Origin of the sequence: Pseudomonas sp. MWU347 (genome assembly GCF_017947305.1) — a bacterium.
Taxonomy (GTDB): Bacteria; Pseudomonadota; Gammaproteobacteria; order Pseudomonadales; family Pseudomonadaceae; genus Aquipseudomonas; species Aquipseudomonas putida_A.
The window spans coordinates 20,256-32,703 of record NZ_JAFGZB010000004.1; the positions used below are offsets into that span (position 1 = coordinate 20,256).

At 60.4% G+C, this 12,448-nt stretch carries 10 protein-coding genes; 3 read left to right on the forward strand and 7 right to left on the reverse strand.

All coding sequences use genetic code 11. The annotated features are described in order from the left end of the window. Positions 1 to 5: 5 nt before the first annotated feature. Both KCG87_RS09345 and KCG87_RS09350 read left to right on the forward strand, forming a co-directional pair. Positions 6 to 3,074 carry an efflux RND transporter permease subunit gene (locus tag KCG87_RS09345; RefSeq protein ID WP_096795818.1) on the forward strand — a complete coding sequence of 1,023 codons (3,069 nt, stop codon included), beginning with the start codon at positions 6 to 8 and terminating at the stop codon, positions 3,072 to 3,074. Positions 3,075 to 4,354: 1,280 nt separating this feature from the next. Beyond that, complete coding sequence (locus tag KCG87_RS09350) at positions 4,355 to 4,750, forward strand: DUF6124 family protein (RefSeq protein ID WP_135295048.1); 396 nt, start codon at positions 4,355 to 4,357, stop codon at positions 4,748 to 4,750. Between the two features lie 63 nt (positions 4,751 to 4,813). On the opposite strand, the gene KCG87_RS09355 is transcribed toward KCG87_RS09350, so the two are convergent. The 4 genes from KCG87_RS09355 to plsB form a co-directional block, all read right to left on the reverse strand. Next, on the reverse strand, positions 4,814 to 5,503 hold the full coding sequence (locus KCG87_RS09355) for a DUF4197 domain-containing protein (protein ID WP_210558112.1): 690 nt from the start codon (positions 5,501 to 5,503) through the stop codon (positions 4,814 to 4,816). Positions 5,504 to 5,524: 21 nt separating this feature from the next. Continuing rightward, the gene (locus KCG87_RS09360) at positions 5,525 to 5,923 is read right to left on the reverse strand and encodes a YbaY family lipoprotein (protein WP_098967439.1); all 399 of its coding nucleotides are present in this window, start codon (positions 5,921 to 5,923) and stop codon (positions 5,525 to 5,527) included. A 50-nt stretch (positions 5,924 to 5,973) separates the two neighbouring features. Then, on the reverse strand, positions 5,974 to 6,660 hold the full coding sequence (locus KCG87_RS09365; RefSeq protein ID WP_134785534.1) for a hypothetical protein: 687 nt from the start codon (positions 6,658 to 6,660) through the stop codon (positions 5,974 to 5,976). A gap of 97 nt (positions 6,661 to 6,757) precedes the next feature. After that, positions 6,758 to 9,256 (reverse strand): glycerol-3-phosphate 1-O-acyltransferase PlsB, encoded by a 2,499-nt coding sequence (gene plsB, locus KCG87_RS09370; RefSeq protein ID WP_210558109.1) that lies wholly within the window; start codon positions 9,254 to 9,256, stop codon positions 6,758 to 6,760. A gap of 237 nt (positions 9,257 to 9,493) precedes the next feature. On the opposite strand from plsB, the gene KCG87_RS09375 reads away from it, so the two are divergent. After that, entirely contained in the window at positions 9,494 to 9,703 is a 210-nt protein-coding gene (locus KCG87_RS09375) for a cold-shock protein (protein ID WP_016771489.1), read from the forward strand. Positions 9,704 to 9,844: 141 nt separating this feature from the next. Here KCG87_RS09375 and KCG87_RS09380 read toward each other — a convergent pair whose 3' ends face one another. The 3 genes from KCG87_RS09380 to dapE form a co-directional block, all read right to left on the reverse strand. Then, positions 9,845 to 10,222, reverse strand: coding sequence for a hypothetical protein (locus KCG87_RS09380; protein WP_134785536.1), 378 nt, complete (start codon positions 10,220 to 10,222; stop codon positions 9,845 to 9,847). Between the two features lie 75 nt (positions 10,223 to 10,297). Then, positions 10,298 to 11,107 (reverse strand): putative RNA methyltransferase, encoded by an 810-nt coding sequence (locus tag KCG87_RS09385; protein WP_210558107.1) that lies wholly within the window; start codon positions 11,105 to 11,107, stop codon positions 10,298 to 10,300. Further along, positions 11,107 to 12,258, reverse strand: a complete 1,152-nt coding sequence (dapE, locus tag KCG87_RS09390) for a succinyl-diaminopimelate desuccinylase (protein WP_210558104.1) — start codon at positions 12,256 to 12,258, stop codon at positions 11,107 to 11,109. The genes KCG87_RS09385 and dapE overlap by 1 nt, the downstream gene beginning before the upstream one ends. Positions 12,259 to 12,448: the final 190 nt, after the last annotated feature.

Genomic DNA, 12,448 nt, shown 5'->3' on the forward strand with positions numbered 1-12,448 from the left:
TCCCGATGCGCTTCAACCTTTCTGAATGGGCGCTGCGTAATCGCCAGATCGTACTGTTCCTGATGCTTTTGCTGGCCATCGTCGGCGCCTTGTCCTACACCAAGCTCGGCCAGAGCGAAGACCCGCCGTTCACCTTCAAGGCCATGGTCATTCAGACCCGCTGGCCGGGAGCGACCGCGCAGGAAGTCTCGCGTCAGGTCACTGAACGCATCGAAAAGAAATTGATGGAAACCGGCGAGTACGAACGTATCGTGTCGTTCTCCCGCCCGGGTGAATCGCAGGTCACGTTTATTGCCCGCGATTCGATGCATTCCAAGGAAATTCCCGACCTCTGGTACCAGGTGCGCAAAAAGGTCAGCGACATTCGTCAGACCTTGCCGCCGGATATTCAGGGGCCGTTCTTCAACGATGAATTCGGCACCACGTTCGGCAACATTTACGCGCTGACCGGCGACGGTTTCGACTACGCGGTGCTCAAGGATTACGCCGACCGTATCCAGATCCAGCTGCAGCGGGTCAAGGATGTCGGCAAGGTAGACCTGCTCGGTTTGCAGGACGAGAAGATCTGGGTCGAACTGTCCAACGTCAAACTCGCCACCCTTGGCTTGCCACTGGCGGCCGTGCAGCAAGCGCTGCAAGAGCAGAACGCGGTGTCCACCGCCGGCTTCTTTGAAACCGGCAGCGAGCGTGTACAACTGCGGGTTTCGGGGAATTTTCAGACGGTCGAGGAGATCAAGAACTTCCCGATCCGCGTCGGTGACCGGACGTTCCGCATCTCCGATGTCGCCGATGTGCATCGCGGTTTCAACGATCCACCGGCGCCGCGCATGCGCTTCATGGGCGAAGACGCCATTGGTCTTGCGGTGGCGATGAAGGACGGCGGCGACATTCTGGTGCTGGGCAAAGCGCTGGAAGGCGAGTTCTCGCGTTTGCAGAAAAACCTCCCGGCCGGCATGCAACTGCGCAAGGTGTCCGACCAACCGGCAGCGGTGAAAACCGGGGTCGGCGAGTTCGTCCAGGTGCTGGTCGAGGCACTGGCGATCGTGTTGCTGGTGAGCTTCTTCTCCCTCGGCGTGCGCACCGGCATGGTGGTTGCGCTGACCATTCCGCTGGTGCTGGCGATGACCTTCGCCTGCATGTATTACCTCGGCATCGGACTGCACAAGATCTCGCTCGGCGCGCTGGTGCTGGCGCTGGGCTTGCTGGTGGACGACGCGATCATCGCCGTGGAAATGATGGCGATCAAAATGGAGCAGGGTTTCGACCGGATCAAGGCCGCAAGCTACGCCTGGACCAGCACCGCGTTCCCGATGCTCACCGGTACGCTGATCACTGCAGCCGGGTTTCTGCCGATCGCCACCGCGCAGTCCGGCACCGGCGAATACACCCGTTCGATCTTTCAGGTAGTGACCATCGCCTTGCTCGCCTCATGGGTGGCAGCGGTGATGTTCGTGCCGTATCTGGGGGAAAAACTCCTGCCGGATCTGGCGAAAATTCATGCGGCCAAACACGGCACGACTGACGGCCAGGCCGACCCGTATGGCACGCCGTTTTATCAACGGGTTCGACGTCTGGTGGAGTGGTGCGTGGCGCATCGAAAAACCGTGATTGTGCTGACCGTAGGTCTGTTCATTGCGTCGGTGATGCTGTTCCGTTTCGTGCCGCAGCAGTTCTTCCCGGCCTCCAACCGACTGGAATTGATGGTCGATCTGAAGCTGGCTGAAGGTGCGTCGCTGGCCAACACCACGGCCGAGGTCAAACGCCTGGAAGCGATGCTCAAGGATCACGCCGGCATCGATAACTACGTGGCGTATGTCGGCACCGGCTCGCCGCGTTTCTACCTGCCGCTGGATCAACAACTGCCGGCGGCGAGCTTCGCTCAGTTTGTGGTATTGGCGAAAAACATCGAAGAGCGCGAGACACTGCGCACCTGGTTGATCGAGACCCTTAACGAGCAATTCCCGACTCTGCGTTCGCGGGTTACGCGTCTGGAAAACGGTCCGCCGGTTGGCTATCCGGTGCAGTTTCGCGTCACCGGTGAGCACATCGAGGAAGTCCGTGCGCTGGCGCGCAAAGTGGCGGCCAAGGTGCGCGAGAACCCGCATGTGGTCAACGTGCACCTGGATTGGGAAGAGCCGAGCAAAGTGGTGTACCTGAACATCGATCAGGACCGTGCCCGGGCGCTCGGTGTGAGCACGGCCAATCTGGCGAAATTCCTCCAGAGTTCGCTGACCGGCTCGAGTGTCAGCCAGTACCGCGAGGACAACGAGTTGATCGAGATTCTGCTGCGCGGCACGGTGCATGAGCGCACCGAGTTGACGTTGCTGCCGAGTCTGGCGGTGCCGACCGATAACGGTCGCAGTGTGGCGCTGTCGCAGATTGCCACGCTGGAGTACGGGTTTGAGGAAGGGATCATCTGGCACCGTAATCGTCTGCCGACCGTGACTGTGCGTGCGGACATTTATGGCAAGGAGCAACCGGCGACGCTGGTCAAGCAGATCGAGCCGACGCTGGATCCGATCCGTGCCGAATTGCCTGACGGGTATCTGCTGGATGTTGGCGGTACGGTGGAGGATTCGGAGCGTGGGCAGAAGTCGGTGAATGCCGGGGTGCCGATGTTCATTGTGGTGGTGCTGACGCTGCTGATGGTGCAACTGCGCAGTTTCTCGCGTACGGCGATGGTGTTTCTGACGGCACCGCTGGGGTTGATCGGGGTGGTGTTGTTTCTGATGGTGTTCCGCCAGCCGTTCGGGTTTGTGGCGATGCTGGGGACGATCGCGCTGTCGGGGATGATCATGCGTAACTCGGTGATTCTGGTGGATCAGATCGAGCAGGATATTGCCTCTGGTCTCAAGCCTTGGCAGGCGATTATCGAGGCGACGGTGCGGCGGTTTCGGCCGATTGTGTTGACGGCTTTGGCGGCGGTGCTGGCGATGATTCCTTTGTCGCGCAGTGTGTTTTTCGGGCCGATGGCGGTGGCGATCATGGGGGGGTTGATTGTGGCTACGGCTTTGACGCTTTTGTTTTTGCCTGCTTTGTATGCGGCCTGGTTCCGGGTGCGTCGCGACGCTTGATGGTTTTGGACTTGGCGGCCTTTGGGCCGACCAGGTTCTGGGTGTTCTTTGTGAATATCCATTGCTTCGGGTGCTGCCGCTGGCGGTTTCGCTTTTACAGCGACTCCCTTTGGCAAACGCCCCAAAGGAAGCAAAGGTCTTGGCCCCGGCGTACGGCCCTCGCTTAGGCTCGGGTTCCTTCGTTGCGGGGTTCATCCGGGGGCATCGCCTCCGGTTTGCTTCGCTGCACCTCCTCTCGATGTGTTCGACTTCGTCGAAAGGTCGCTGCGCTCCCACCCCCGGATAAACCCCTCCACTCAGCCTGCCGAAGGGGCCAGCACGGCAAGATCAAGAGCTTTCGGCGAGCTGACACTCGGCCATTTGAGTGGTGAAAAGCATGCGGTTTGTCTGGACTGCTTTGCTTTTCTGTGGGAGCTGGCTTGCCAGCGATGGCGGCCTGACAGCCGACCAGGCTCTAACTGACTCACCCAACCCACTGTAGGAGTGAGCCTGCTCGCGATGGCGGCCTGACAGCCGACCAATCTCCCACTGACCGCAGCCAATCCCACTGTGGGAACTGGCTTGCCAGCGATGGCGGCCTAGTAGCCGACCAATCTCCAACTGCCCACACCCAATCCCTCTGTAGGAGTGAGCCTGCTCGCGATGGCGGTCTAGTAGCCGACCAATCTCCAACTGCACACACCCAATCCAAATGTGGGAGCGGGCTTGCTCGCGAAGGCGGCCTGACAGTCGACCAATCTCCAACTGCCTGCACCCAATCCCACTGTAGGAGTGAGCCTGCTCGCGATGGCGGTTTAGTAGCCGACCAATCTCCAACTGCACACACCCAATCCAAATGTGGGAGCGGGCTTGCTCGCGAAGGCGGCCTGACAGTCGACCAATCTCCAACTGCCTGCACCCAATCCCACTGTGGGAGCGAGCTTGCTCGCGAAGAGGCCCGCCCAGCCACCCAACCTCTTTGCTCTGTTTAAAAATGTTCCAGATAACCAGAACCTTCCCACAAGGTTTTCAGGTTGCCCGTCGGAAGCGCGATCTCTAGCCTGAGTGTGTCGCTGCAAAAATCAGCGACCGGGTTTCGCAGCCCGGTTAAACTTCAGACGCACAGCGTCCACCATCCGAAAGCGGGCGCTTTTTTATGCCTGTGTCATGGCGGTTGTGCGCGGGATACCTTCGGGTATGCCGGGTGCCTGAAGTCCCGGTCTGCGAACCTGCGTACAGCTGCCACCTTACATTCGTTTCGCAGCGAACGGTGGCGGCTCCACTACTTCAGGAGTTCCACCATGTTCAAACACACCCCGAATCCCCCCGAATCCGCACCAGAATCCACCCCCGAACGACCAACCGACCCCGTCTCTCCCTACGCCTTCCTCGACTCGCGCAAGCTCCACGACGCAGCCCTGCGTGCGCTCGATCACTACCTCCTGCCCCAGCCTGAAAAACAGCCCAAACCCGTCACTCAGCCCAGCACAATCTTCACTGTCCTCCCCGAAGTCGATTCCGAAACCTTGCTCGCCCATGCCTGTGAAACGCTGGCCTCGGCCAATGTCATGGCCAGTGAGTTGGCGTTTACCCTGAGCGGTCCGACGTGCAGTCAGCTTCTCGGTATCCAGCAGATGATTTCGCTCGCGGAGCTGTCGGTTAACCGCGTCCTCGATCAAGTCGATCCGCAAGGCTGACACGCAACAAAAAGCCCGCTGACCTTCACAGGTTCAGCGGGCTTTTTCGTGCCGCGGCAAAAATTACAAGGTGCCGAACACTTTCTTCGCCAGACCCGTCGCTGCAGCAGCCGGATTCTTGCGAATGGTTTCTTCCTGTTTGCCGATCATTTCGAACAGGCCATTGAGCGCTTGTTCAGTGACGTAGTTTTCGACGTTGGCGCTCTTCGCATCCACCACCCCCAGGGTCGCGGCCTGGCCGGCGAAGGCGTTGTACTTTTGTGCGACGCCGACTTTGTCGGTGGCTTGTTTGACGATGGGCAGGAACTTGGCGCGGATCTGTTCGCGGCTGGTTTTGTCCAGGTATTGGGTGGCCGAGTCAGTGCCGCCGCTGAGGATGCCCTTGGCGTCGGCCACGGTCATTTTCTTCACGGCGTCGACGAGGATCGGCTGGGCCTGGGTTACGGCGCTTTCTGCGGCCTTGTTCATGGCGGTTTCGAGTTCGTCGACCTGGGCGCCCATGCCGAAGGCTTTCATCTTGCCGGCGACTTTGCCGAGTTTGCCCGGCAGTTCGATTTTCACTTCCGGGTTGTTGCTGAAGCCGCCCGTGGTGCCGAGTTGTTTGACGGCGATTTGCGCGCCTTGGGTCAGGGCGTCCTTGAGGCCGCCGGTGGCGTCTTGTTGCGAGAGGTCGCTGAGCGACAGTGCCAGGGCGCTGGCAGAGATCATCAGGCCCGCGCACAGGCCGGCGAAGCGAAGGGTAGGGCGGAGCATGGCAGCTTCCTTGAAAGACAATTAGCGAATGGCGTCGACGCGGATTTTCAGCGGCTGCGGATCGTTGCCGTCCAGTTGCACGGCGTGGTTCTCGGTGGTGATGAACATCAGCTCGCCGTTGACTTCGATGCGCGCGCTGACCGAGTAGCGGTGGCCGGGTTTGACCTGGGCCGGATCGTAACTCAAGTGGAACGGCAGCGGCACCTGGCCTTTGACCGGGCCTTTCTGTTCGTCGATGACCACCGCCGGTGCGTCGGCCAGCGACACGTCCTGCAGGCTCACGCTCAGGGTCGCGCTTGGTGGCAGGGCGATGCGTTGCAGGTAGAACACTTCGCCGTCGAGGCCGACTTTGCCGGCGGGGGTGGTCGACTGGCAGGCGCTCAACAGGGTAGCTGCGGCGAGAAGGGTGAGTTTTTTCATCGGGACCTCTGAGACGGTTGCGCCGGAAGAATCCCGGCGCCGAAGGAAATCTAGCGGATTTTGGTGCCAGCGTCAGTGAACAAACGTAAGGGTTTTTCCAGCCACTGCATTAATTTCTGAAACGACAGCGCGCTTGTGTTGGGCATCGCGGGAGCCAGTTCGACTTGTTCAGGCGAGATCACAAGACGTTGATGGTAGCGGTTTTCAATACCCGTCAGTGCATAGCGTTTACCGGGTATAACGCTGTCAGGATCATATTTCAGATAAAACCCGGAGACTGACTGTTCGTCCTGTTTGACATGCACCAGCTCAACTTCGGGAGACTCTGCTTCATGCAGACTGATGGTGACCGCTTCTTCTGGCGCAACAATCTCGGCTTCTTGAGCCTCGACATATAGAAACCCGATCGGGCTCAGGTGCAGGGTTTGGCGATGGGGAGTGTTGTTGACAGTGACGAAGTAGTCCTGCTCGATCAGCAACGGTATTTGGTCATGAAGGATCTGCACATTGACTTGGTACCTGACGCCTACATCGCCGTAGTGATGAGGGAAGTCAAATTTCCAGCCGGCGTCGAAGATCGCAGCACGGTGCCAGTCCTTGATGTTAATAGGCGATTGGGAATTGAAAACTTTGACGCTGACAATGGTTTCATTGACACCATCGGCAGGCGCATGGAATTCGGGCGGTAGGCGGAAGTCCAGGATTACTGCGCAAGTTTCTTCGGTTAACAGGCTCATCTCGATATCCGTATCGTGATTGGTGGGTTGCGCCTATTAATCCATGAATCAACTAACGGGGCCATTGAAGTGCGCGCCCGTTAGTTGTCAGCAAGTTTCAGACTTGTGGTGTATCCGCTGTTTCGGCGGCATCTTCACTGCGATGCAAGGCCACTTGACGAATCGACAGGCGAATCTCCGCCGGCAACACGCGTTTGGCCGCGCCTTCGGCCAGTTCTCCGAGCAGTTCGTGGTAGCTCAGCTTACCCGCTTCGTCGCGGCGCAGCACGTCGAGGTCGAGCAGGGTCTGGATGAAGTGGCGGAACAGGCTCTTGTCGAAGAACTCCGGGGCATTCAGACCGTGGAGGATCGACAGGCGCTGGGCCATGACCGTGCACAGATCCTCCAGCTCTTCGGCGCTGATGCTGTTCTGGCCGCTGTTGAGCAGCAGGGACACGGTCATGTAGAAGCGCTGCAAGGTCTGCGCGATGCTTTTCGACAGCAGGGTCAGCAGCACAAAGTGCCGCGAACTTGGCGCCGGACGCATGTACACGTCCTTCTCGAAACGCAGCAGGCCTTGCTCGACGAAGGCTTCCAGCCATTGATCGACCACGCCGTCCAGTTCCTCCAGGCTCCAGCGAATGAACAGCTCCGATTGCAAGTACGGATACAGTGCGCGGGTGTAGCGCAGGATCTGCTCGCGGCTCATGCGCGAGGTGCTCTGGAAGAAGCTCGCCAGCAGCGCCGGCAAGGCGAAGATGTGCAGCACGTTGTTGCGGTAGTAGGTCATCAGGACGGCGTTCTGCTCGTCCAGATAGAGAATCTTGCCCAGCGCATCGTTCTGCTCGGACAGCAGATCCATGTCCTTTACATGCTCGATCAGCGCGCGGCCATCGCCTTCCGGCAGGGTCGTGTGCGGCGAATACGGGACTTTGCGCAGCAGCGCCAGATACAGATCCAGCACCCGCGCCATGGCCCGATCGTCCAGTGCCAGGCGGGTGGTCGAGAGCAGCGCCAGCGCCACCAGATTGACCGGGTTGATCGCCGCTGCTTCGTTCAAGTGCTGCGCGACTTTCTCGCCAAGGCGGTTGGTGGTCTCGTTGAGCCACGCCGGTTTGTACTGCGGGCCGAGTTCCTGCTGGCGCCAGTCTGGCTGTTCGCTGTCGAGGAATTCCGCGAGTTTGATCGGCTCGCCGAAGTTCACAGCGACCTGACCGAAGCGCTGCTTGAGCGCGCCGATGACTTTGAAGATGTCGAAGATCGACTCTTTCTTCTTGCTCGCGCCACGCAGTTCGCCGAGGTAGGTACGACCTTCCAGCACGCGCTCGTAACCGATGTACACCGGCACGAAAACGATCGGCATCCGCGACGAACGCAGGAAGCTGCGCATCGTGATCGCGAGCATGCCGGTTTTCGGTTGCAGCATGCGCCCGGTGCGCGAGCGGCCGCCCTCGACGAAGTACTCGACCGGGAAACCTTTGGTGAACAGGGTGTGCAGGTATTCGTTGAACACCGAGGTGTACAGCGGATTGCCCTTGAACGTGCGGCGCATGAAGAACGCGCCGCCACGACGCAGCAGGCTGCCGATCACCGGCATGTTCAGGTTGATTCCGGCGGCGATGTGCGGCGGTGTCAGGCCGTTGCGGAACAGCAGATACGAAAGCAGCAGGTAGTCGATGTGGCTGCGGTGGCACGGCACGTAGATCACTTCGTGACCCTGTGCGACCTTTTGCACGCCTTCGATGTGGTTGACCTTGATCCCGTCGTAGATCTTGTTCCAGAACCAGCTCAGCACCACTTCGAGGAAGCGGATCGCGGTGTAGGTGTAGTCCGAGGCGATTTCGTTGCCGTAGCGCAGGGCCTGGGCCTTGGCTTTTTCCGGGGAGATGTTCTCGCGTTCGGCTTCGTCGAGGATCGCTTGCTTGACCAGCGGCTGGTTGAGCAGGCCTTTGACCAGGTTACGACGGTGCGAGATGTCCGGGCCGATGACGGCGGCTTTCAGATTGCGGAAGTGCACGCGCAGGATGCGCTGGGCCATGCGCACGGTGCGTTCGTGGCCCTTGTTGTGGTCGATCAGTTCGCGCAGGTGAATCGGCGCGGAGAACTGCACGCGGGTCTTGCGCCCGAGGACGATGATGCTCAGCAGCCGACGCAGGCGCCCGGTGACCGCCCAACTGTCGGCGAACAGCAGCTTCCACGGGCTGTTTTCGCTGTCCGGCGACTGGCCCCAGAACACGCTGACCGGAATGATCTGTGCGTCCTCGGCGGCGTTCTGGGTCAGGGCGCTGACCAGACGGGTCAGGGTCGGCGGTGCGCCGCGCTTGTCCTGACGACCGAGCCAGTCCGGGTCCGGCGTCAGATAGAAAAACGCCGCCGGTTCGATCAACGGCCCCACCGACACCGGCAGCACCGGACGCGGCAGACCGGCCTTGGTGCACTCGGTGTCGACTACTGCCAGATCGGTGAGCGAGGGATTTTGCAGGACGTAGAACACCGGACGACTGCGGTCGAGGTTGAGGGTGAACGACGACTGGTTGATCGTCTCCGAGCGAACCCAGAGGTACAACAGTCGGCGCAAGGTGCCAAACACAAGACGGCGGAACGGGGAACGGGTCATACGGCTTCTGCGTGAGTGGATAAAACCGAGCGTTTGCTCGGGCGGTCGACAGTTTGCCGTATTAGTCGAAAATCGGCAAAAAAGCGGCGAAGTAATCTCCTGTTGAGACTTTTTGCGCCTGTCATATACTCGGCAATCTGTCGCCGGGGCCCTTTATGGACGTCGGGCGCAGGCTGACGTTCCGCAAAGGCTTTCCTGCGAAAAGCCTGTTCAATAATAAAAAAGGAGTATGAACAGATGGCAACACGTGAAACCGGCAATGTGAAGTGGTTCAACGACGCCAAGGGCTACGGCTTCATTCAGCGCGACGACGGGGTGGACGTGTTCGTGCACTACCGCGCGATCCGTGGCGAAGGGCATCGCTCGCTGACTGAAGGTCAGCAGGTTGAGTATGCGGTGATTACTGGCGAGAAGGGTTTGCAGGCTGAGGATGTGGTAGGTCTGTAATACAACCCTCCAAAACACCCCAAAACCAAATGTGGGAGCGGGCTTGCTCGCGAATGCGGTGTATCAGCTACACATGTGCTGAATGACACGACGCATTCGCGAGCAAGCCCGCTCCCACATTTGGATCTGCGTTGACTGTTGTTACGCGGTTTTCCAGGTGATCTCTTCTTCACCGTCTTCGCTGATGCGAATCCAGCGATCAGCCGTTTCCTCACCCTCTTCCTCGACCCACGTTCCCGGTGCGCAACGCACTTCGACGTTCAGCGCGGCGAAAGCTGCACGGGCGCAGGCGATGTCGTCGTCCCATGGGGTCGCATCGCTTTCCAGGTACAGGCTGTTCCACTTGCCCACGGCTTTCGGCAACCAGGTCACCGGGATGTTGCCGGCCTTGCACTTGTAGGTCTGGCCTTTCTGTACCCAGTCGCTGCACGGGCCCAGAGCCTCACCGAGCCAGGCTGAAATCGCCTTGTGGTCGACGTCGGCGTCTTTCAGGTAAATCTCGATATCCGGTTGGCGCATGGATGTCCTCACTGCGGGTCTGAAAAATCCATTCGCGGATTTAGCCGGCCCCGGGCACTTACCCGAGACCAAAAGTTATTGAAGAACGAAATAATCGTAGCGCATCGACACGGTGGTCACGAACGACTCGGCCTGTTCGATCACGGCGGCGCGGCGTTCGGCACTGGCGCGCCAGCCGTGGGGCGTCATCGCCAACAGGTTGGCGCGATCCTCGGGCTTGTCCAGCGTCAGTTTGAATTCCAGAGTTTCGCTGTGCGCCAGCGCCATGCCTTCCGGCACCAGGGCCAGATGCTTGTCGTCGGTGTATTCGCGCACTTCGTCGTACAGACGTTCGCGCAGTTCCATCAGGTGGCCGCTGGTCGGGCCGACCTTCATCAGGCCGCCGCCGACGCTGAGCAGGCGCTTGGCTTCTGCCCAGTCCAGAGGGCTGAAAACGCTGGCGAGAAACTGGCAACTGCCCGACGCCAATGGCACGCGGGCCATGCTGGCGATCAACCAGGTGATTGCCGGATTACGTTTGCAGGCGCGTTTGACCGCCTCGCGGGAGATATCCAGCGCGTAGCCATCGGCGTTCGGCAGGGCATCGGCGATCTGTGCGGTGTAGTAACCCTCACCGCAACCAATATCGACCCAGCGTGCCGGCGCATAACTTGCCGCCAGTTCGGCCAGACGCTTGGCCACCGGCGCGTAATGCCCGGCATTCAGGAAGTCGCGGCGCGCCTCGACCATCGCCTGATTGTCGCCAGGGTCACGGCTGTTCTTGTGCTGTACCGGCAACAGGTTCAGGTAGCCCTGACGCGCACGGTCGAAGCGGTGGCCGGCGGGGCAGACCACGCCGTTGTCGACGCTGTTCAGCGGTTCACTGCAGATCGGGCACGCGAGCATCAGGCGAGCAACTTGATCAGGGTCTGGTAGTAGATCTCGGTCAGCACGTCGAGATCGGCCGCCAGTACGCGCTCGTTGACCTGGTGAATGGTCGCGTTGACCGGGCCCAGTTCAACAACCTGCGTGCCCATGGTCGCGATGAAACGGCCATCGGAAGTGCCGCCGCTGGTCGACGCCTTGGTCTCGCGGCCGGTGATGTCCTTGATGCTCGACGACACCGCGTCGAGCAGCGCGCCCGGCTCGGTGAGGAACGGCAGGCCGGACAGCGCCCAGTCGATGTGCCAGTCCAGATCGTGTTTGTCGAGAATGTCGGCCACACGTTTCTGCAGGCCTTCGACGGTGGATTCGGTGGAGAAGCGGAAGTTGAACACCGCCACCAGATCACCCGGGATCACGTTGGTCGCGCCGGTGCCCGAGTTGAGGTTGGAAATCTGGAAACTGGTCGGCGGGAAGAAATCGTTGCCATGATCCCAGTGCTCGGCGGCCAGTTCGGCCAAGGCCGGGGCGGCGAGGTGGATCGGGTTCTTCGCCAGATGCGGGTAGGCCACGTGACCCTGCACACCGCGCACGGTGAGCTTGGCGCCCAGCGAGCCGCGACGACCGTTTTTCACCACGTCACCGACCAGTGTGGTGCTCGACGGTTCGCCGACGATGCACCAGTCCAGACGCTCCTTGCGCGCCACCAGACGTTCCACCACAGCCTTGGTGCCGTGGTGCGCCGGGCCTTCTTCGTCGCTGGTGATGAGGAACGCGACCTTGCCCTTGTGGTCCGGGAAGTCGGCGACAAAGCGCTCGGCGGCCACGGTCATCGACGCCAGGCTGCCTTTCATGTCCGCCGCGCCGCGACCGCAGAGCATGCCGTGTTCATCGATCACCGCGTTGAACGGGTCGATCTGCCAGGCGGTCACCGGACCGGTCGGCACCACGTCGGTGTGGCCGGCGAAGCACAGCACCGGGCCGTCGTCGTTGCCGTGGGTGGCCCAGAAGTTGTCCACGTCCTCGATGCGCATCGGCTCGAGGGTGAAACCGGCATCGCCCAGGCGCTGCATCATCTGCTTCTGGCAATCGGCGTCGACCGGCGTCACGGACGGACGGCGGATCAGGTCGATGGCGAGTTGGAGGGTCGGCGAAAGGTCGGCGTGGGCCGTCATGGAAAACTCCGGAGTCATGAATGTGGGCGCGGACTGACTGTAGGAGTGAGCCTGCTCGCGATTGCAGTGTGTCAGTCAACTTAAACATTGATTGTTACAACGCAATCGCGAGCAGGCTCACTCCTACAGGGGATGGTGTCCGGTCAGTCAGACCGTGTATCCCGCCAAGCCCTGCAAAATGGCGGTTATC